The sequence below is a fragment of the Sphingobium abikonense NBRC 16140 genome (genome assembly GCF_001598335.1).
In the GTDB taxonomy this organism is placed as follows: domain Bacteria; phylum Pseudomonadota; class Alphaproteobacteria; order Sphingomonadales; family Sphingomonadaceae; genus Sphingobium; species Sphingobium abikonense.
Map to the genome: position 1 here is coordinate 26826 of NZ_BCYT01000017.1, position 19332 is coordinate 46157.

A 19332-nucleotide genomic window follows, 5' to 3' on the forward strand; every position below is an offset into this window, starting at 1 on the left:
TCAAATCACCGTGCCGTCAGCTTATTTTGCAGGCTTTTCCATCGGCTGGAATTTCCCCAGCCCGCAGCTTGGACCCGGTTGCAGGCCCGGGCCGACATTCCAGAGCACGGTGATGATATCGACCGAGCAGAGCTGCGATATGCTGGTGCTGTAGGAAAAGCGTTTTTCGAAGCCGAGGCTGGGGCAGCTGTTGGGTAGCGTGTTGCGGTAGATTTTGCGGTTGTTCACCTGAAAGTCGATCGTGTGGTCGTCGCGCACCGTTGATGAGCGGATCGACCGGATATTGATGCAATCGACCGGCTCGCCCTTGGCGACATAGGGGTCCGGATTATCCTTGGCGATCGCTGGCTGGGCGAGCGCGACAATGGCAAAAGCCGACAATAGTTGGATCGGGGTGCGGACGGCCATTCTCTCTCTCCTCATCTCACACCGAATCAACGGCGTGGAGCAGGGGCTTCCGTCATGTCTTGGCAGGAGACTCCTGAACGGCACGAGAACGGGCGGGCTTGCTGCCGGTTCCCGTGGGGGTGCCAGGCGGGGGCGTCTTGGGCTTGTACCGGCACAGGTCCGACACGATACAGCGCCAGCATTCCGGCCGCCGCGCCTTGCACACATAGCGACCATGCAGGATCAGCCAGTGATGCGCGTCGCGGCGGAAGGGGGCGGGAACGCGCTTGTCGAGCTTCTGCTCGACGGCCAGCACAGTTTTCCCCGGAGCAAGGCCGGTGCGGTTACCGACGCGGAAAATATGCGTGTCGACGGCAAAGGCTTCCTGGCCAAAGGCCGTGTTCACGACGACATTGGCGGTTTTCCGCCCGACACCGGGCAGGGTCGTCAGCGTATCGCGATCCTGCGGCACCTGGCCGTCGAAATCGCGGACCAATATGTCCGACAGTGCGATGACGTTCTTTGCCTTCGCGTTGAACAGACCGATCGTCTTGATATGCTGCTTAAGGCCGTCTTCGCCGAGGTCGACCATTTGCTGGGGCGTATGGACATCCCGGAATAGCGCGCGGGTCGCCTTGTTGACGCCAACGTCCGTGGCCTGCGCGGACAGCACCACCGCGACCAGCAGCTGAAAATCATTGCCATATTCCAGCTCGGTCTGCGGCGCGGGATTGGCTTCGGCAAGGCGGCTGAAAAAGTCGAAGATCTGCGCCTTGTTCATTCAGAGGCCCAGCACGGCCTTCATGTCGTAGCGTCCGGTAGGCTGGCCGGCGAGCCAGAGCGCGCCCTTCACCGCCCCACGCGCAAAGATGGCGCGATTTTCCGCACGATGGCCAATTTCGATCCGCTCCCCTTCGGTTGCGAAGATGACCTGATGGTCGCCGGCCACCGACCCGCCACGCAGCGCGGCAAAGCCGATAGCCCCCGCCTGGCGCGCGCCCGTGATCCCGTCGCGTCCGCGTTCGCTATGATCCGCCAGGTCAATGCCGCGACCGCGCGCGGCGGCTTCGCCCAGAAGCAGCGCGGTGCCCGACGGGGCATCGACCTTGTGGCGATGGTGCATCTCGACAATTTCAATGTCCCAGTCGTCACCCAGGCCCGCCGCCGCCTGTTCCACCAACGCTGCAAGCAGGTTGACGCCAAGCGATGTATTGCCGGTCTGGAGCACGGGGATGATCGCCGCTGCCTCGTCGATCAGGGCGTGGTGGACCGCCTCCAGCCCGGTCGTGCCGATCAGGATGGGCTTGCGCGCCGCGATGCAGGCGTCGAGATGGGCGGAGAGGGCGCCGGGCGCTGAAAAGTCGATGAGAATGTCTGATCGTTCGGCCAAGGCGAACGGATCATCCGTCATGGCGATGCCCGGCGCGATATCGCCTTCCGCCACGCGGTCCGCTCCCCCGGCCAGGGATAGCCCCGCGTCCACGGCGGCGGCGGCGATCGCGCGACCCATCCGGCCGCCTGCTCCGAAAATTCCGATGCTTGTCATGCCGCTTGCCTTAGTCGGCGAAGCGGCATGGAGTCGAGAGGATGGTTGGGCATGACGCAGCACGGTCGTGCGCCCTCATCGCTCGTTCAGGCGCGGCATCAATTCGACGAAATTGCAGGGGCGAAAACGGCTATCGAGCTGGCTGGCGAGAATACCGTCCCACGCGTCCTTCACCGCTCCGGTCGAGCCGGGCAGGGCGAAGATATAGGTGCCGCGCGCAACACAGGCGGTGGCGCGCGACTGGATGGTGGAGGTGCCGATCGTCTGGAAGCTCAGCCAGCGGAACAGCTCGCCAAAACCGGGTATTTCCTTGTCCTGCACCTGCTGCACGGCCTCGGGCGTCACGTCGCGGCCGGTCACGCCCGTGCCGCCGGTAGTGAGGATCACGTCGACCTGAGAATCGTCGATCCAGGCGTGCAGCCGGGCCACGATGGCTTCCTTGTCATCGCGTTCGATGTGGCGGGCAGCGAGAATATGTCCCGCCTTTTTCAGTCGCTCTACCAGCGTATCGCCCGAACGATCCTCCGCCGGCCCGCGCGTGTCGGAGACGGTCAGGACGGCAATGCGGACAGGCAGGAACGGCCGGCTTTCGTCGATCGGCATCAGTCCGCGCCGCCGCCGATGCTGCCCTGTCCATCGGCCTTGCTGAGACGCACCAGCTTCATGCCCTTGGCGGTGGGGAAGGTCGGCCACAGGCCCTGCGCCATGCCGGTCAGGCATTCGGCCGCGCCCTTGGCCTGGATCTGGTACATCCAGTAATTGCGCATCACGATGTTCACATAAGCGCGGGTTTCATAATAGGGGAGCGATTCCATGAACAGCAGCGGATCGCCCTTGTCATGGACCTGGCTGTTCCAGCGCTCGACTGGTTGCGGCCCCGCATTATAGGCCGCCATCACCTTGGGCAGCAGCCCGCCGGTCGCGCTCATGTCGCGCAGGCTTTCCAGATAGCGCTGGCCAAATTCCATGTTGGTGGACGGGATGAACAGTTGATCGGCCGACGCCAGCCCCATGTCGCTGCCGGTGCCGGGACGAACCTGCATCAGGCCGCGCGCTCCGGCGCTGCTGACGACATTGGTGCGGAAACCCGATTCCTGAAGCGTATGCGCGTAAATGAGCGAGGGATCGACGCGCCAGCCGCCATCGGGCCGCCAGTCGGGTGCGGGGAAGCGGGCAAAGCTGTCGGGCTGCGTGCCGGCCGGGCCGTTATGGGCCAGCCATAGCTGCGTCGCGGGCAGGTTGAGCGTGCTGGCGAGGCGCAGCAAGGCGTCATATTGCGCTGCGCCGCCCAGCTTCGCCTGATAGCGCAGCAATTCGTCAGCTTCATCCTGCTGACCGATCGCCGCGAGGGCGATAGCGGCGCGGGCGTTGGGGCTGTCTTTCAGCTTCTGCCATTCGCTGCTGCCGAAACGCGCGGCAAGCGGCGCGCCACCCAGGGGCATGCCGAGCGATTCGCGCGCAAGAAGGCCGTAAAAGGTTTCATCGGAGCGCGCGGCCAGCTTCAGGTAATTTTCGACCTTGTCCGCTTCGCCGCAAACCATGTAGGCGCGCGACGCCCAATATGCGCCGGCGGCGCGCATGTCGCTATTGCCGGCCAGCGCGGCGACATTGGCGAAGGCGGGTGCTGCGGCGCGGCAGTCATTCTGACGCCAGGCGGCAAGGCCGGTCGTCCAGTGCGCCTGGACGGTCCAGTCGCCGCCGGTCCGCGTTTCGAGTGCGCGGGCGGCCATGCGGCGGGCGTTGCTGTCGTCATTTTCGATATAATAGGCCCAGGCGACGCGCTGCCGCACTTCGGTCAGTCCCTCCGGGGACAGGCCCGCCTCGCCGGTCGCCAGCAGGCCTTCGGCGCCAATCGGATCGTCGGCATTGATGAACCCCTGAATTTTGCCGGTCAGCGCCTGCGCCAGCATGTCGGTCTTGACCGCCGCAACATATTGGCGGCGGGGGGCAGAGCCGAGCCAGACCATCTTCTGAATCTGGGGGAGCGCAGGCAGGATGGTCGCGCCCCGCTTTTGCGCCAGCCGAGACAATTGATCGGCCTTGGGCAGCCAAGCCGCCTTGTTGATGAGGTCCAGCAGGTCGAACAGCTCGACGCGCGGGGAATTGCGGGCGAGATAGAGTTCGGACAAGGCGACCGGGCGCACAGCATCCTGCGGGTCGAGCGCGAGAATCATCGCTTTCGCTTCGGCCCAGCGTTCGGCGTGCAGCGCACTGAAGATCGCGCTGTAGCGAGCCTTGTCACCATCGCGCAGGTCGAAGGGCGACGCCGCCGCGCCAATGGCCCGCATGTCTGGCAGTACCTCCGCCGTTTCGGCGCGCGCAGGCGTGGACATGATCCCCGCAGCGGCGAGCATGGCAAGGCAGGACAGGCGGGTCGCGGCTCGAATCACGGACGATTTTCCTCGATCAGGCTTTGCAGGGCGCGCCAGCATTCCGCCTTGGCCGCAGGCTGGCTGAGCAGCAGGCGCGGGTGGAATGTGGCGACGGCAGGCACGATGCCGCCATCATGATTAAAGTTGCGTAAACTATCCGGCCCAGCCTCACCGCTGGCCGGCATCAGCGCACGGACCGTCCGATCCCCAAGCAGCAGCAAGAGGCGGGGCCTGGCGAGATGAACGTGGGTGCGCATGCGCTGCGCAGCGGCCGCGAGATCGGCCGCCTCCACCATGCCGCCGGGCGGACGACGGAAGAAGAGGGACGCGACATAGATATGGCTTCGATCCAGCCCGATGGCGCGCAACATCGCGTCGCATAATGTCCCGGCGCGATCGGCCAGCAGAGTACCGGCCTCCAGATCGGCGGGATCGGGCATGTCGGTGACAATCATCAGTGGCGCGTCGATCGGGCCGGCCGGGGAAATCACGCGGCCCGGCCAACGCTGTTCGGGATGCGCTGATTCGTCCCGGAGCCAGTGGTGGAACGAATCCAGGTCTTCGGGCTTTTTGCTCGTAACGATGGACGCTGGAGCAGGTGTCCCATGCCCGGAAACCGGCGCAATCGCGGGACGCAGCCAATTGACCGGCTCTTCCGCTACGGCGCTGTCCACGCCGGCCGATTGCCACCAGGTCAGATAGGCCTGGGCGGCAATGTCGCCATGATCCTGTAATATTCCCCGCATCGCATTCATCTAGGGCCAGAGGTTGACGAGGGGGTCAAGCTGCTTCATCGCCATGGATGACAAACTGGTGGACTAACGCGGTGATCGGACAGCCGGGGTGCAGCCCGCCGGTCGCGCCATGGAGGGATGAATGAGCGAACGGGAATCGATGCCCTATGACATCGTGATCGTGGGTGGTGGGCCTGCCGGGCTGTCCGCCGCGATCCGGTTGAAGCAGCTGGCCAATGAGGTTGGCCAGGACCTGGCGGTCTGCGTGCTGGAGAAAGGGTCCGAAATCGGCGCGCATATCCTGTCCGGTGCGGTGATCGATCCCAAGGCGCTTGACGAACTTCTGCCGGACTGGCGCGATCAGGGGTGCAGTCTGGCCGACACGCCTGTGACCGACAATCGGCACTGGTTCCTGACCAAGGGCGGCAAAATCACCATGCCGCACCTCATGACGCCGGGCTGGATGCACAACAAGGGCACCTATACCGGTTCGCTCGGCAATCTGTGCCGCTGGCTCGCGGAACAGGCCGAGGGGCTGGGCGTCGAAATCTTCCCTGGCTTCGCGGCCGCCGAAATCCTCTATCATGAAGATGGCAGCGTGAAGGGCGTGGCGACAGGCGACATGGGGATCGACCGGGAAGGCAATCGCAAGCCCGATTATCAGCCCGGCCTTGAGCTTCACGCCAAATATACCTTCTTTGCCGAAGGCGCGCGCGGTCATCTGACCAAGATCGTGAAGCGCCAGTTCGCGCTGGATGCGGAATGCGAGCCGCAGGTTTACGGCCTTGGCATGAAAGAATTGTGGGACATTGATCCAGACAAGCATCAGCCGGGCCTGGTCATCCACAGCCAGGGTTGGCCCCTGACCGATGCCTATGGCGGCGGGTTTCTGTATCATCAGGCAAATGGGCAGGTGGCTTTGGGCTTCGTCGTCGGGCTGGGCTATCGCAATCCGCATCTCTATCCGTTCGAGGAATTCCAGCGCTGGAAGCAGCATCCGGAAATCCGCCAGTTCCTGGAGGGTGGCCGCCGCGTCTCCTATGGCGCGCGCGTCATCAATGAAGGCGGCTGGCAGTCCATTCCGACGCTCGCCTTTCCGGGCGGCGCGCTGATCGGCTGCTCCGCCGGTTTCGTGAACGTGCCCCGGATCAAGGGCACGCATACCGCGATGAAATCGGGCATGCTGGCGGCCGAAACCGCATTCGAGGCGATCCGGCAGGATCGCGCCAGCGATGTTCTGGCCGCTTATGACGATCGGGTGCGCTCCAGCTGGATCGCCACCGAATTGCAACTGGTCAAGAATGCCGAACCGTTGCTGGCCAAGTTCGGCAATACGATCGGCACCCTACTAGCGGGCATCGACATGTGGATGCGCACGCTCAAGATTGGCCTGCCCTTCACGATGAAGCACAAGCCGGATCATACGAAAATCTGGCGCAAGGAGCAGTGCGCGACCATCGCCTATCCCAAACCCGATGGCGTCATCAGCTTTGACCGGCTGTCATCGGTGTTCCTGAGCAACACCAATCATGAGGAGGATCAGCCGGTTCACCTCCAGCTCAAGGACCCCGCGATCCCCATCAGCTATAATCTGCCCCTCTATGACGAGCCGGCGCAGCGTTATTGCCCAGCGGGCGTCTATGAAGTGGTGGGTGAGGAAGAGGGCGACCCCCGGTTCCAGATCAACGCGCAGAATTGCGTTCACTGCAAGACTTGCGATATCAAGGACCCGACACAGAATATCAACTGGGTCGTACCGGAAGGCGGCGGAGGACCGAACTATCCCAATATGTAAGCGTCTCATCCCCCTGTCGCTGCTGGCCATGCCGGTGCCTGCCGGTGCGGCCGTTGATCCCGACAGTGCACTCCATGCCTATGCGCAGGCGCGGCTGGCCGATGGGGATGGAGCGTTGCAGGCGGCGGTGGCCAATTATCGGGCGGCGATGACGCTGGATCCTGATAGCATTGCCATCGCCCGCCGGTCCTTTGCGCAGGCGCTGGAAAGCGGGGATCACGCGTTGGCGGTGCGCGCGGCGACCATGTTGGATGCCGAAGGGATATTGCCGCGCGACGGGACCTTGCTGTGGATCGGGGAAGCGCTGGAGAAACGGGACTGGGCCGCGGCCGCGAGCGCCACCGACCGGCTGGAGCAGGAGGGGAATTTCGCCTTCCTGGCGCCCATGATCCGCAGTTGGATCGCCCAGGGCGAAGGTCGGACAGCGCCGGCCGTCATTTCCGATGCGGATCCGTTCGCCAATCTCGCCCGCCGCTATGTCGACGAGCATGTTGCGCTGCAAGCGATTGCGCGCGGTGATTTGGAAACAGCGATGCCGGCGGCCCGGCGCGCCTTGGCCTTGCGGGGTGGGAGCGACGGCGCGGCGCTGCGGCTCACTTTCGCCGGTCAGCTGGCCGCGCGCGGTTTTCGCGACGAAGCGCTGACGATGCTGCCGGACGGATCGGCCGATTTCGGAGCCGCGCGCTCCGATCTGAAGCGTGGGAAATATCCGAAGGGCAAGCGGGCGATGCTGTCCCCTGCGCAGGGCTATGCGCGGCTGGTGTCGCGCCTGGCGGCGGACATTGCGACGGATGAGGCGGGCGTGGCTTTGGGCATGCGGCTGGCCCGCATCGCGACCTTTGCCGATCCTGCCAGCGCGGAGGGGCACATCATCGCCGCCCGCTTGCTCACCGCCGCAGGCTATCCGGCCTTTGGCGTGGCGGAGGCCCGCAAGGCGGCCGAGGACAAATGGTATGGGCCGCTGGGCGAGGCGGAACTGATCGTCAGCCTGGCGGAAGCGGGCGATCGCGCGGGCGCGATCAGCTTGGCGCGCAGCCGAGCAGAACAGGCCGGCGCGGATGCGGCGCGGCATGTGCAGCTTGGCCGATTGCTGGCGGACGAAAAGGATTTTGCTGGAGCGGCCGCCGCCTTCCGTGCCGCGCAAGCGGGCTATACCGATGAAACCATGCCATGGTCGTTGCTGCTGTTCGAAGGCAGCGCGCTGGAACAGGGCGAGCAGTGGGACGCCGCGCTCGCGGTGCTGGAGCGGGCAGCAAAGCTTGCCCCCAACGAACCGGTCATCCTCAACTATCTGGGCTATGCGCAGATTGAGCGGCGGCGGAATGTGGATCAGGCGCTGGCGTTGCTCCAACGGGCCAGCGCGTTGAAGCCGCAGGACCCCTCCATCACCGATTCGCTGGGCTGGGCGCAATATGTGACCGGGAATGTGAAAGCGGCCGTCCCGGTGCTAGAGCGCGCTGCGGCCGGAGCGCCGGACGATCCCACGGTCAATGAACATCTGGGCGACGCCTTGTGGAGCGCCGGCCGGCGCTATGAAGCGCGCTATGCCTGGAATGCGGCGGCTATCTTTGCCGAAGGCGACGTGGCCGAACGCTTGGCCGCCAAGAGCCGTGAGGGACTGAAGCCTGAATATGCCGCACCCTGATCTGGAGGCGCCGACCGATCTGCTGGTCGAAACCGCCTATGCCAAGGTCAACCTCGCCCTGCATGTGCGGGCGCGGCGGGGCGATGGCTATCATGCGCTCGAAAGCCTGTTCGTCTTTGCCGAACATGGCGATCGGCTGGAGGGGCAGGCGGATGCCGACGGCGCGATCGACCTGGTGATTGACGGGCCGTTCGCCGACGGGCTGGATGCCGGATCGGGCAATCTGGTCATGCGCGCCGCCAAGGCCTTGCAGGATTATCTGGGCACGGAACGGGGCGCGCGATTGCGGCTGACCAAGAGGCTTCCGGTCGCGTCGGGCATTGGCGGCGGATCGGCCGATGCTGCCGCGACGCTGCGTCTGCTGGCGCGGCTGTGGGACGCGCGGATAGATGCGGGTGAATTGGCGGGGCTGGCTCTGGATCTGGGATCGGATGTTCCCGCCTGCGTTGCCAGCGTGACCCAGATGGTGAGCGGGCGCGGCGAGCATCTGGCGCGGCATGGCGTTGCGGGATTGGAAGGTTTGCCGATGCTGCTGGTCAACCCCGGCGTAGCGGTGTCCACCGCCGCCGTTTTTTCCGGATGGGACGGGCAGGATCGTGGCCCGTTATTCGCCGACAGCCTCGACCAGCTGATTGGGGCGGGGCGCAATGATCTGGAAAGGCCGGCGATTGCGCTGGCGCCCGCCATTGCCGATATATTGGCGGCGCTCGAGGGGCGGGCCGGGCTGACAGTCGCGCGGATGTCGGGATCGGGGGCGACCTGCTTTGCCCTATTCGATGATGACGCGGCCATGGGCCGGGCGGCCGATGCGATCCGCGCCGAGCAACCCGACTGGTGGACAATGGAAACACGGATAAGGAGCGCATGACGCAAGCCTTCACCCGCATCGACGGCGGGTCGCTCGACCTGCTGATCGTCGCCGATCATGCCTCCGCGCATGTGCCGGATGATATCGACCTAGGCATTGAGCCGGCACTGCTGGGCAAGCATATCGCCATCGACATCGGCGTGGCGGAAGTCAGCACCTTGCTGGCCAGGCAATTGGGCTGCACCGCATTGCTGGCCGGCGTGTCGCGCCTGGTGATCGACTTGAACCGTGAAGAGGATGCCCCAGGCCTGTTGCCGGTGATGAGCGATGGCCATGCCATTCCGGGCAATCGCAATGCCGACCTCGCTGAACGGATGATCCGTTTCTACCATCCCTACCATCACGCCATAGGCGTATTGCTGGACGGCATGGCGTCGCCCTTCATCCTGTCGCTGCACAGCTTTACGCCGACGCTGGAGAGCGATCCGGCACAGAAACGCCCCTGGGATATCGGCATATTATATAATGAGGATGATCGCGCCGCCCGCATTGCAATCCCGATGCTGGAGCAGGCTGGGCTGATCGTTGGCGACCAGCTGCCTTATTCGGGGCGACTGCTGAACGCGACGATGAACCGCCATGCCGAAGCCAATGATATTCCCTATCTGGGGATCGAGATGCGGCAGGATCTGGTGGCCGACGCTGCGGGTCAGGAGCGACTTGCGGCGCTGATCGGGCCGGTGCTGCTCGAATGTCGGGGTCGGCTGGTATGAGGGGGGCTTGGCCAGGCATGATTCTGATCGCCCTGCTTTCGGCCTGCGAAAGTGGAGAGCGGACCCAGGCGGAGCAGGACGCCGCCATGGCGCAGGGCGATGACACGCCCATGTGCAGCATCGGCGGCGCGCAGGATTGGTCGCCTGATTGCACGCTGGAGCGCGACGGTGACCTGCTGACGATCCGTCACCCCGATGGCGGGTTTCGTCGTTTCCGGGTCCTGTCGGACGGACGCGGATTGGAAGAGGCTGACGGCGCGGAAAAGGTGCAGCTACGCATCATAGGTGGGCGGATGATCGAAGCCAGTATCGGCGATGATCGCTACCGCCTGCCGGCAAAGGTTGCCGGACAGGCCCGGTGAGCGAGGACGCCATCCTGACGGCGGCGCAAATGCGCGCGGCCGAACAGGCGGCCTCCGACGCGGGGGTGGAACCCTATGCGTTGATGGAAAGGGCGGGGCGGACGGCTGCGGACATCATCTGGCGGGCGGGCCATCGCCGGGACCTGCTGATACTATGCGGGCCGGGCAATAATGGCGGAGACGGCTTTGTCATTGCGCGGGTGATGCGCGAACGCGGCGTTCCTGTCCGCGTGGCGGCGTTGGGCGAAAGCCGGACCGACCCGGCCAAGCAGGCGCGGGCGAATTGGGACGGGCCGGTCGAGGACATGATGACCGCAGCGCCGGCCACGCAGATTGTGGACGCGCTGTTCGGCACGGGCCTAAGCCGGGGGCTGGGCGAAGCGATGGCGGACAGGCTGTGCGCATTAGTGAACAGCGCAGCGGCGTCTTACGCGGTTGACCTGCCCAGCGGTGTGGAAAGTGACGGAGACGCGTTGCTGTCGACCGTGCCCAGCTTCGGCGTCACCATCGCCCTGGGGGCGTGGAAGCCGGCGCATCTGCTCCAACCAGCGGCGGAACTGTGCGGGCGACTGATCCTGGCACCGCTCGATATTCCGCTCACCAGCGATGTGCGGCGGCTATCCGCGCCACATCTGACCATGCCCGCAGTCGACGCGCATAAATATAGCCGGGGCCTGGTGGCCGTTGTCGGCGGCGGCATGGCCGGCGCGAGCCTGCTGGCGAGCGAGGCGGCGGCGCGATCTGGCGCGGGGGCGGTGCGGCGTTTGGCGGCGGACATGCCAAGTGGCGGCGCTCATGCGATCATCCATCGGAAAGTGATGCACGTAGACGCTGTGGCTGGCGAACTGGACGACCAGCGGATCGCCGCGCTGTTGGTGGGCCCTGGTCTCGGCCTTGATGCAGATGCGCGAGCGCGCCTGGGCGCGGCGCTGGACAGCGGACATCCTTTGGTACTGGATGCGGACGCTCTGACATTGCTCGGCAAGGACGACACGCTGTCCATACCCTCCGGAGCCATCCTCACGCCGCATGAAGGCGAGTTCGGTCGAATGTTCGGGAAACTTCCAGGCAGCAAGATCGACCGCGCACGCGCGGCGGCAAAAGCATCGGGGGCGGTCATCGTTTATAAGGGCGCAGATAGCGTCGTGGCCGCACCGGACGGGCGCGTGGCAGTGGAGGGGCGTGCATCGAGCTGGCTGTCGACGGCCGGGACCGGTGATGTGCTGGCGGGGCTGGCGGCGGGACGGCTGGCGGTGACGCGCGATCCATTTCGCGCTGCCTGCGAGGCGGTATGGCTGCATGCCGAGGCGGCGCGGCGATGTCGCCCGGCCTTTGTCGCGGATGATTTGCTTGGCGCGCTGCCAGCCGCTATCGCCGCGCGATTGTGACCGATAGCAAGACAGACAGCGAAGCCGACAGCATCATCCGCATTGCCGCACGTGGCGATGGCGTCACCGGCGATGGCCGGCATGTGCCGCTGGCCGCGCCGGGCGACCGGGTGATGGCCGATGGAACCGTCGTCTTCGGCGTCCATCATGCCGAGCCGCCCTGCGTTCACTTCCCTGCCTGCGGGGGATGCCAGCTTCAGCATCTGGACGATCAGAGCTATGCCGATTTCGTAACCGCGCGCGTGGTCGGCGCCTTGGCGGGCCAGGGCGTGACGGCGGCCACGGTGCTGCCGCCACATCTGTCGCCCCCGATGGCTCGGCGGCGCGCATCGCTGCGGGCGGCGCGTACGGGCAAGCGCGTGACGATCGGCTTTGCCGAGGAAGGCAGCCATCGACTCATCGACCTTCGGATGTGCGCGGTGCTCGACCCGACGCTGTTTGCCTTGATAGAGCCGCTGCGATCCCTGCTGGCGCTGACCCTGCCGGACAAGCGAGCAGCCCATGTGAAAATGTCGGTGATCGATCAGGGCGTCGACTTGCTGCTGGAAGGTGTGCGGGTCGAGGGATTGGCGGCGGATGAGGGGCTGGGGGATTTTGCGCGGACGCACGGTCTGGCGCGGCTGACGATTGACGAAGGCGACGGGCCACAGACGCGGTGGGAGCCTGATGCAGCCACGATCAGCTTCGGTGGCGTGCCGGTCGGTTTTCCGCCCTTTTCCTTTCTCCAGGCCACGCCGGATGGGGAGGCTGCTCTGGTCGGCGCGGTGCGCGCGTCGCTGCCGCCGACGGGGGCGATCGCGGACCTATTCTGCGGGCTGGGCACTTTTGCGCTGGCTTTGGGAGAAGGCAGGCCCGTCTATGCGGCGGAGGCGGCGCGCGACGTAATTCTCCAGCTCAAGATGGCGAGCGGGCGGGCGCAGCGGCGACTGGCCGCTGATCATCGCGACCTGTTTCGGCGGCCCCTGACGCCCCAGGAACTGAACCGCTTCGCCGCCGTCGTTCTCGACCCCCCGCGCGCGGGCGCGCGGGAACAGGTGTTGCAACTGGCGCAGGCGGACGTGCCGACGATCGCCTATATATCGTGCAATCCCGCCAGCTTTGCCCGTGATGCCGCGCATCTGACGGCGGCGGGATATCAGCTGGAAAGCGTCAAGCCCGTCGGCCAGTTTCGCTGGTCCACCCATGTCGAACTGGTTGGCATTTTCCGCAAATGAGAAAGGCCCCCGCTACCGATCGGCAGCGGGGGCCTTTTGACTAGCTGCTTAGAGCGAGGACCCCAACTTCACCACATTGGCGCGGCGGCGGGGCAGCGGATGCTCCGTGTAAAGGCTCGCCATCGGCTCATCCTCCACCTCGATCGTCGATTCCGACGTGAAGCCGTTGAAGCCGGTGCGCATGGCCGCGCCATAGGCGCCGAGCATCCCGATTTCGATATAATCGCCGGCCTTGACGTCAGACGGCAGCATGAAGGGACCGACCATATGGTCCATGTCGTCGCAGGTCGGACCGTAAAAGGAGAAGCCTTCGAGCGATTCGAGGCTCGCTTCTTCACGCAGCAGTTCGACCGGGAAACGCCAGCCGATATGCGCGGCATCGAACAGCGCGCCATAGGCGCCGTCGTTGATATACAGCTCAGTGCCCCGGCGCCGTTCGACGCGCACGACGACCGAGCTATATTCGGCCGATAGCGCGCGGCCGGGTTCGCACCACAATTCCGCCGAATAGCTGATCGGCAGGCTTTCGAAACCGCGATGGATCGCATCGAAATAGCGTTCCAGCGACACCGGCTCCATGCCGGGATACACCGAGGGAAAGCCGCCGCCGACGTCGATGATGTCGACGGTGACGGCCGCATCGACGATTGCGGCGCGCACGCGTTCGATGGCGTCGCTATAAGCCTGCGGGCTCATGGCTTGGCTGCCGACATGGAAGCAGATGCCGAGCGCATCGGCGGCCTGGCGGGTGGCCATCAGCAATTCACGGGTTTCGCCCAGTTCCGCGCCGAATTTGGACGCCAGGCTGAGTTCGGCATGTTCCGATGACACGCGCAGACGCACGCACAATTCCAGATCGGTGGCGTTGCCGGTCGCGCGCATGATCTTGTCCAACTCGTCGATCGTGTCGAGCGAGAAGGTGCGCACGCCATGGACGTGATAGGCCTCGGCAACGGCTTCCTCTGCCTTGACGGGATGCATGAAGCACAGCTTCGCGCCATCCTGTCCGGCGAGCGCTTCGGCAACCAGACGCACTTCGGCGATCGAGGCCACGTCGAAATGCGTGATGCCCGATACAAACAAGGTGCGGATCAGTTCGGGAGACGGATTGGCCTTCACCGCATAGAGCGAGCGACCCGGAAACTTCTCGGCAAAGAAGCGGGCGGCCCGAGCAGCGGCTTCGGGGCGAATCAGCGTTACCGGTGCTGCCGGTTTGAGGGTGGTCGCTACCCCCAGCGCGCTAGGATGCTTGTGCAATTCAAGGGACCTCCAGTGTAGTCGTTGGCAGTAAAAAAGCTGCCTTGCGGTGGAAGTCCCATGGGGCAGCGGACGGCCGATATATGCGGCGGGGTCCCCCCTGTAAAGCGTGGGTGGAAATTTTGTTGCGAGCCCCGCCGTCAGTCGTGCCTCAGGAGAGACGAGCCTTGAAATCGGCATAGGAAAAGGACCGGATTTCCTTGAGTTCCTCCGTGTCGCTGTTCCACAGCCAGATGGATGGCAGCGGCACGCCGTTGAAGGTGTTGGTCTTCACCATCGAATAATGCGCCTGATCCAGGAAGGCGATGCGCGCGCCCGGTTCCGCGCCGCCGGGGACTCGATAGTCGCCGATAATATCGCCCGCCAGGCAGGAGGGGCCACCCAGCCGTGTCACGGGGCCATCCTCGGCCTCATGCAGCATGGCGGGGCGGTAGGGCGCCTCGATCACGTCGGGCATGTGGCAGGTGGCGCTGATATCGGTGATAGCAACAGGCATGCCATTATGGATGACATCCAGTATTTCGCCGACGAGGATGCCGGCGTCCAGAGCCATCGCCTCGCCAGGCTCGATATAGAGTTCCAGCCCGGTTTTCTCCCTGATGGACTGAAGAAAGGCGATGAGGTCGTCGATCTGATAATCGGCGCGGGTGACATGATGGCCACCGCCGACGTTCAACCATTTGAGGCCCGCAACGTGCGGCATGACGCGCGATTCGATCGCCGCCCAAGTGCGCTGGAGCGGCAGGAAATCCTGTTCGCACAGATTGTGGATGTGGAGGCCATCCACGCCGTCGAGATGCTCCGGCCGCAGCTGATCGACCGGAAAGCCGAGGCGGCTGTGCGGCTGCGACGGGTCATATTTGGGCACTTCGCCTTCGGCATGGAGCGGGTTGAGCCGCAGGCCGATGTCGAAGTTCACACCGTCCTTGCGCGCCGCGTCGATGATCGGCTTCATGCGCGCGATCTGGCCGGGGCTGTTAAAGATGACATGATCGGAAATGCGCAGGATTTCCGCGAGATCGTCGGGTTTGTAGGCAGCGCAATAGGTGGCGACTTCACCCCTATATTCTTCACGACCAAGGCGCGCTTCATAGATGCCGGAGGCGCAGACGCCATCGAGATATTCGCCGATGACGGGGCCGAGCGACCACATGGAGAAGGCCTTGAGCGCGCCCAGCACCCTGATGCCGGCGCGGTCGCCGATGTCGCGCAGGACCGACAGGTTGCGGCGTATCGCGGCCTCGTCCACCACGAAGGCGGGCGAGGGGACGCGATAGAGGTCAAAGCGGGCAAAGGCGGCGGGATCGCCGGCGCGGGTTTCCATAACAAAAGCTCCGTCACCCCAGCGAAGGCTGGGGACTCAGGCGAGAGGGCACGGCGACGCCGCATGCGATCCCAGCCTTCGCTGGGATGACGATCCCTTGTGGGGGGCGTTAGAAGGCCAGCGGCGCGTCCAGTTCCTTCACCTGCCAGGGCAGGCCGTGCTTGTTCAGCATGTCCATGAAGGGGTCGGGATCGAACTGTTCGATGTTGAACACGCCTTCGCCGCGCCACGCGCCGGTCAGCATCATGGCAGCACCGATCATTGCGGGAACACCGGTGGTGTAGCTGACCGCCTGGTTGCCGGTTTCGGCATAGGCGTCCTCATGGTCGCAGACATTATAGACATAGACCGTCTTTTCCTGTCCATCCTTCTGGCCGGTCGCGATGTCGCCGATGTTGGTCTTGCCCTTGGTGGTCGAACCCAGGCTCGACGGTTCGGGCAGCACGGCTTTGAGGAACTGGAGCGGGATGATTTCCTGCCCGTTATACATTACCGGATCGATCCGGGTCATGCCGACATTCTGGAGCACTTCCAAGTGCTTGAGGTAAGCGTCGCCAAAGGTCATCCAGAAGCGGATGCGCTTGATCTCGGGATAGTGGGTGGCGAGGCTTTCCAGTTCCTCATGATACATGAGGTACATGTTCTTTTCACCGACCTGATCGAAGTCGAAGACCTGTTTGTAGCTCAAGGCCGGGCCTTCCACCCATTCGCCATTGTTCCAATGGCGCGAGGGCGCGGTCACTTCGCGGATGTTGATTTCCGGGTTGAAGTTGGTGGCGAAATGCTGGCCATGGTCGCCGCCGTTGCAATCGAGAATGTCGAGCGTGTCGATCCGATCGAGCAGATGCTTCTTGATGTAGCTGGCAAAGACGCTGGTGACGCCGGGGTCGAAGCCGGAGCCCAGCAGCGCCATGATACCCGCTTCCTTGAACCGGTCCTGATAGGCCCATTGCCAGCTATATTCGAACTTGGCGGTGTCGCGCGGTTCGTAATTGGCGGTGTCGAGATAGTCGGTCTTCGTCGCGAGGCACGCGTCCATGATCGCCAAGTCTTGATAGGGCAGGGCCAGGTTCACGACCAGTTTGGGCTGCACCTTTTCAATGAGCGCGATGGTTTCGTCCACATTGTCCGCATCGACCTGCGCCACGTCTATGGTGACGCCGGTGCGGGCCTTCACCGATTCGGCGACCTTCTCGCACGAAATCAGGCGACGGCTGGCGAGGGTGATATGGCTGAAAATGTCAGGGTTCATCGCCATCTTGTGAACCGCGACAGAGCCGACGCCGCCCGCGCCAATGACCAGAACCTTGCTCAATTGTGTCTCCATATGCCTGCTGCGCGTGCTCGCGCGAAAGCGCCCATATAGGGTGCGGCCATGACAGCGCAAAGTCAGATGCGTGTGAACGCATCTGACGGCCTGTCCTTTCGGGCAGTCGCGCATCTTCCCGCCGGCTGGCGCGTAATGGGCGCATCCCCCGAAGGCGGGGAGTGACAGAGGAAGGATGACGAAATGAAAGTGTCCACCCTAACGATTGCGCTGGCCGGCGCGCTGCTTTCCGTCAGTGGCGGGGCTATTGCCCAGGCCGCGACCGACCCCATGGTCGGGGGCGCGGCGATGTCGCCGAGCAAAGATATCATCGACAATGCGGTCAATTCCAAGGACCACACGACGCTGGTCGCCGCGGTGAAGGCCGCAGGCCTGGTCGATACGCTGAAGGGTCCTGGTCCCTTCACCGTATTTGCGCCGACCAATGCCGCCTTTGCCAAGCTGCCTGCGGGCACGGTCGACACCTTGCTGAAGCCGGAGAACAAGGCCGATCTCACCAAGATCCTGACCTATCATGTGGTGCCCGGTAAACTGAATGCGGCCGACCTCATCGCGCAGGCGAAGGCCAATGGCGGCAAGGCGATGCTGACCACGGTCGAAGGCGAGCCTCTGACCGCGTGGGTGAACGGCGACTCGGTATATTTGCAGGACGCCAAGGGCGGTAAGGCGATGGTCACCATTGCGGACGTCAACCAGTCGAACGGCGTCATTCATGTCATCGATACGGTCTTGATGCCCTGATCCTGTCGATGATGTGAGGAAGCGGCTGGCCCGACTGCACGCGGGCCGGCCGCTTTTTCATACGACCAGTTTTTTCAATCCCTCGACCGTATCCGCCTCATGCGCGGGCTTGTCCTTGCGGATGCGGGCAATGCGGGGGAAACGCATGGCGAGGCCGGATTTGTGGCGCTTGCTATCGTGGATGGAATCGAACGCAACCTCCAGTACCAGCGTCTTTTCCACTTCCCGCACCGGGCCGAAGCGGTTGACCGTATTCTGGCGGACGAAGCGGTCGAGCCATTTCAGTTCCTCGTCGGTGAAGCCACTATAGGCCTTGCCCACGGGGAGCAATTCGCCGTCGGGCGTCCAGCATCCGAAGGTGTAATCCGAATAGAAGGATGAGCGTTTCCCGTGGCCGCGCTGCGCATACATCATGACGCAGTCGGCGGTCAGCGGGTCGCGCTTCCATTTATACCAGAGCGCGGCCTTGCGCCCGGCGACATAGGGGCTGTCGCGGCGTTTCAGCATCACGCCTTCAATCGCGGCATCGCGGGCCCCGGCGCGGATGTCGGCGAGGGCGGCAAAATCGTCGGCCTTGATCACCTGCGACAGGTCGAAGCGCTTCGGGTCGAGCGTCGGCACGAAAGCCTCCAGCCTGGCACGGCGCTGATGCCAGGGCTGGGCGCGCAAATCCTGATCGCCCTCGATCAACAGGTCGTAGAGGCGCACGAAGGCAGGATAGTCCTCCATCATCTTCGTAGTGACGGCCTTGCGCCCCAGACGCTGCTGGAGCGCGTTGAAGCTGGCGGCCTCGCCACCCTGAAACTCGCCCTTCACCAGCAATTCGCCATCCAGCACGGCATGGCCCGTGAAGGCAGCGGCGATTTCGGGGAAGCTGCCGCTGATGTCGTCGCCCGCGCGGCTGTAGAGGCGGGTTTCGGAGCCTGTGCCGACAATCTGGATGCGAATACCGTCCCATTTCCATTCGGCGGCATAGTCGGTGAGGTCCACGCTTTCGGCCTCCAGCGGGTGGGCGAGCATGAAGGGCCGGAAATAGGGCGTGCCTTCGGGGTCCGGGCGACCGCTGCGTCCCTCCGCCCAATCGAACAGTGCGGCGTAGGGCGGAGAGAGGGCGTGCCACACCTGCTCGACATCGTCGACGTCGAGATCGAAGGCCTGGGCGAAGCCGGTCTTGGCCAGACGGGCGGAAATGCCGACGCGCAGTCCCCCGGTCGCCAGCTTCAACAGCGCGAACCGACCGGAGGAATCGAGATGATCCATCATCTGCGCCAGCGTGTCGGGGGCGGCGGCGCGGGTCACATTCTGGAGACGACCGATGACGGCGGAGAGGCTGAGCGATCCATCATCCAGTTCAGCCGGCTGATCGGTGCGCTTGGGCCAGAGCAGGGCCACGGTTTCGGCAAGGTCGCCGACATAGTCGCGGCTCATTTCGTAGAGGATGGGATCGGTGCGGGCACGGATCATGTCGCCGATGGCGGAGGATTTGACTGCTTTGAGGTCAAGGCTGCCAGTGAGCGCGGCCAGTGCCCAGCCACGGTCGGGATCGGGCGCGGCCCGCATATAGGCGGCGATCAGGCCGAGCTTCCCGTTGCGTGACCGGGTATAGACGAGGCCGTCGAGCAGCTGGGAAAAGGCGCGCATCAGCCAGCCCCATTCGTT

General features: G+C 64.4%; 18 protein-coding genes. 8 read left to right on the forward strand and 10 right to left on the reverse strand.

Annotation, left to right across the window (positions count from 1 at the left end; genetic code table 11):
* Positions 1-21 precede the first annotated feature (21 nt).
* The 6 genes from SAB01S_RS14905 to SAB01S_RS14930 form a co-directional block, all read right to left on the reverse strand.
* A complete protein-coding gene (locus SAB01S_RS14905) occupies positions 22-408 on the reverse strand; it encodes a hypothetical protein (RefSeq protein ID WP_062733942.1) in 387 nt (128 codons plus the stop codon).
* A gap of 52 nt (positions 409-460) precedes the next feature.
* On the reverse strand, positions 461-1168 hold the full coding sequence (nth, locus tag SAB01S_RS14910) for an endonuclease III (protein WP_062733944.1): 708 nt from the start codon (positions 1166-1168) through the stop codon (positions 461-463).
* A complete protein-coding gene (gene dapB, locus SAB01S_RS14915) occupies positions 1169-1933 on the reverse strand; it encodes a 4-hydroxy-tetrahydrodipicolinate reductase (protein ID WP_062733946.1) in 765 nt (254 codons plus the stop codon). It lies immediately after the preceding gene.
* Positions 1934-2008: 75 nt separating this feature from the next.
* Entirely contained in the window at positions 2009-2536 is a 528-nt protein-coding gene (moaB, locus tag SAB01S_RS14920; RefSeq protein WP_062733948.1) for a molybdenum cofactor biosynthesis protein B, read from the reverse strand.
* The gene (locus tag SAB01S_RS14925; protein ID WP_062733950.1) at positions 2536-4323 is read right to left on the reverse strand and encodes a lytic transglycosylase domain-containing protein; all 1788 of its coding nucleotides are present in this window, start codon (positions 4321-4323) and stop codon (positions 2536-2538) included. Before SAB01S_RS14925 ends, moaB begins: the two co-directional genes overlap by 1 nt.
* Positions 4320-5051, reverse strand: coding sequence for a uracil-DNA glycosylase family protein (locus SAB01S_RS14930; RefSeq protein WP_062734010.1), 732 nt, complete (start codon positions 5049-5051; stop codon positions 4320-4322). The genes SAB01S_RS14925 and SAB01S_RS14930 overlap by 4 nt, the downstream gene beginning before the upstream one ends.
* A 130-nt stretch (positions 5052-5181) precedes the next feature.
* Here SAB01S_RS14930 and SAB01S_RS14935 point away from each other — a divergent pair, with 130 nt between their 5' ends.
* From SAB01S_RS14935 to SAB01S_RS14965, 7 genes are read left to right on the forward strand one after another with little or no spacing between them, the layout of a single operon-like run.
* Positions 5182-6834, forward strand: a complete 1653-nt coding sequence (locus tag SAB01S_RS14935) for an electron transfer flavoprotein-ubiquinone oxidoreductase (RefSeq protein ID WP_062733951.1) — start codon at positions 5182-5184, stop codon at positions 6832-6834.
* A gap of 28 nt (positions 6835-6862) precedes the next feature.
* Positions 6863-8479 carry a tetratricopeptide repeat protein gene (locus tag SAB01S_RS14940; RefSeq protein ID WP_245646498.1) on the forward strand — a complete coding sequence of 539 codons (1617 nt, stop codon included), beginning with the start codon at positions 6863-6865 and terminating at the stop codon, positions 8477-8479.
* Positions 8466-9347, forward strand: coding sequence for a 4-(cytidine 5'-diphospho)-2-C-methyl-D-erythritol kinase (locus SAB01S_RS14945; RefSeq protein ID WP_062733953.1), 882 nt, complete (start codon positions 8466-8468; stop codon positions 9345-9347). The genes SAB01S_RS14940 and SAB01S_RS14945 overlap by 14 nt, the downstream gene beginning before the upstream one ends.
* On the forward strand, positions 9344-10060 hold the full coding sequence (locus SAB01S_RS14950; protein ID WP_062733954.1) for an N-formylglutamate amidohydrolase: 717 nt from the start codon (positions 9344-9346) through the stop codon (positions 10058-10060). Before SAB01S_RS14945 ends, SAB01S_RS14950 begins: the two co-directional genes overlap by 4 nt.
* Positions 10061-10077: 17 nt before the next feature.
* Positions 10078-10422, forward strand: a complete 345-nt coding sequence (locus tag SAB01S_RS14955) for a hypothetical protein (RefSeq protein WP_245646499.1) — start codon at positions 10078-10080, stop codon at positions 10420-10422.
* Positions 10419-11810, forward strand: coding sequence for an NAD(P)H-hydrate dehydratase (locus tag SAB01S_RS14960; RefSeq protein WP_083951375.1), 1392 nt, complete (start codon positions 10419-10421; stop codon positions 11808-11810). Before SAB01S_RS14955 ends, SAB01S_RS14960 begins: the two co-directional genes overlap by 4 nt.
* A complete protein-coding gene (locus SAB01S_RS14965; RefSeq protein WP_062733959.1) occupies positions 11807-13024 on the forward strand; it encodes a class I SAM-dependent RNA methyltransferase in 1218 nt (405 codons plus the stop codon). The genes SAB01S_RS14960 and SAB01S_RS14965 overlap by 4 nt, the downstream gene beginning before the upstream one ends.
* 48 nt (positions 13025-13072) lie before the next feature.
* Here the strand turns inward: SAB01S_RS14965 and SAB01S_RS14970 are convergent, their stop codons facing one another.
* The 3 genes from SAB01S_RS14970 to SAB01S_RS14980 form a co-directional block, all read right to left on the reverse strand.
* Positions 13073-14281: a type III PLP-dependent enzyme gene (locus SAB01S_RS14970; protein ID WP_062733961.1), complete on the reverse strand. Its 1209-nt coding sequence runs from the start codon at positions 14279-14281 to the stop codon at positions 13073-13075.
* A 151-nt stretch (positions 14282-14432) separates the two neighbouring features.
* Positions 14433-15605 (reverse strand): carboxynorspermidine decarboxylase, encoded by a 1173-nt coding sequence (locus SAB01S_RS14975; RefSeq protein WP_062733963.1) that lies wholly within the window; start codon positions 15603-15605, stop codon positions 14433-14435.
* Positions 15606-15714: 109 nt separating this feature from the next.
* Positions 15715-16920 (reverse strand): saccharopine dehydrogenase family protein, encoded by a 1206-nt coding sequence (locus SAB01S_RS14980; RefSeq protein ID WP_062734015.1) that lies wholly within the window; start codon positions 16918-16920, stop codon positions 15715-15717.
* Between the two features lie 195 nt (positions 16921-17115).
* On the opposite strand from SAB01S_RS14980, the gene SAB01S_RS14985 reads away from it, so the two are divergent.
* Entirely contained in the window at positions 17116-17673 is a 558-nt protein-coding gene (locus SAB01S_RS14985) for a fasciclin domain-containing protein (protein WP_062733965.1), read from the forward strand.
* Between the two features lie 57 nt (positions 17674-17730).
* Here the strand turns inward: SAB01S_RS14985 and SAB01S_RS14990 are convergent, their stop codons facing one another.
* On the reverse strand, positions 17731-19314 hold the full coding sequence (locus SAB01S_RS14990) for a cisplatin damage response ATP-dependent DNA ligase (RefSeq protein WP_062733966.1): 1584 nt from the start codon (positions 19312-19314) through the stop codon (positions 17731-17733).
* Positions 19315-19332 lie beyond the last annotated feature (18 nt).

What these genes read in the sequence shown, in the direction of transcription:
- dapB (WP_062733946.1), bottom strand. Translation starts at nt 1,933, where the DNA reads ATGACAAGCATCGGAATTTTCGGAGCAGGCGGCCGGATGGGTCGCGCG.
- SAB01S_RS14940 (WP_245646498.1), top strand. Translation starts at nt 6,863, where the DNA reads ATGCCGGTGCCTGCCGGTGCGGCCGTTGATCCCGACAGTGCACTCCAT.
- SAB01S_RS14945 (WP_062733953.1), top strand. Translation starts at nt 8,466, where the DNA reads ATGCCGCACCCTGATCTGGAGGCGCCGACCGATCTGCTGGTCGAAACC.
- SAB01S_RS14985 (WP_062733965.1), top strand. Translation starts at nt 17,116, where the DNA reads ATGAAAGTGTCCACCCTAACGATTGCGCTGGCCGGCGCGCTGCTTTCC.
- moaB (WP_062733948.1), bottom strand. Translation starts at nt 2,536, where the DNA reads ATGCCGATCGACGAAAGCCGGCCGTTCCTGCCTGTCCGCATTGCCGTC.
- SAB01S_RS14975 (WP_062733963.1), bottom strand. Translation starts at nt 15,605, where the DNA reads ATGGAAACCCGCGCCGGCGATCCCGCCGCCTTTGCCCGCTTTGACCTC.
- SAB01S_RS14950 (WP_062733954.1), top strand. Translation starts at nt 9,344, where the DNA reads ATGACGCAAGCCTTCACCCGCATCGACGGCGGGTCGCTCGACCTGCTG.
- SAB01S_RS14935 (WP_062733951.1), top strand. Translation starts at nt 5,182, where the DNA reads ATGAGCGAACGGGAATCGATGCCCTATGACATCGTGATCGTGGGTGGT.
- SAB01S_RS14930 (WP_062734010.1), bottom strand. Translation starts at nt 5,051, where the DNA reads ATGCGGGGAATATTACAGGATCATGGCGACATTGCCGCCCAGGCCTAT.
- nth (WP_062733944.1), bottom strand. Translation starts at nt 1,168, where the DNA reads ATGAACAAGGCGCAGATCTTCGACTTTTTCAGCCGCCTTGCCGAAGCC.
- SAB01S_RS14905 (WP_062733942.1), bottom strand. Translation starts at nt 408, where the DNA reads ATGGCCGTCCGCACCCCGATCCAACTATTGTCGGCTTTTGCCATTGTC.
- SAB01S_RS14955 (WP_245646499.1), top strand. Translation starts at nt 10,078, where the DNA reads ATGATTCTGATCGCCCTGCTTTCGGCCTGCGAAAGTGGAGAGCGGACC.
- SAB01S_RS14990 (WP_062733966.1), bottom strand. Translation starts at nt 19,314, where the DNA reads ATGCGCGCCTTTTCCCAGCTGCTCGACGGCCTCGTCTATACCCGGTCA.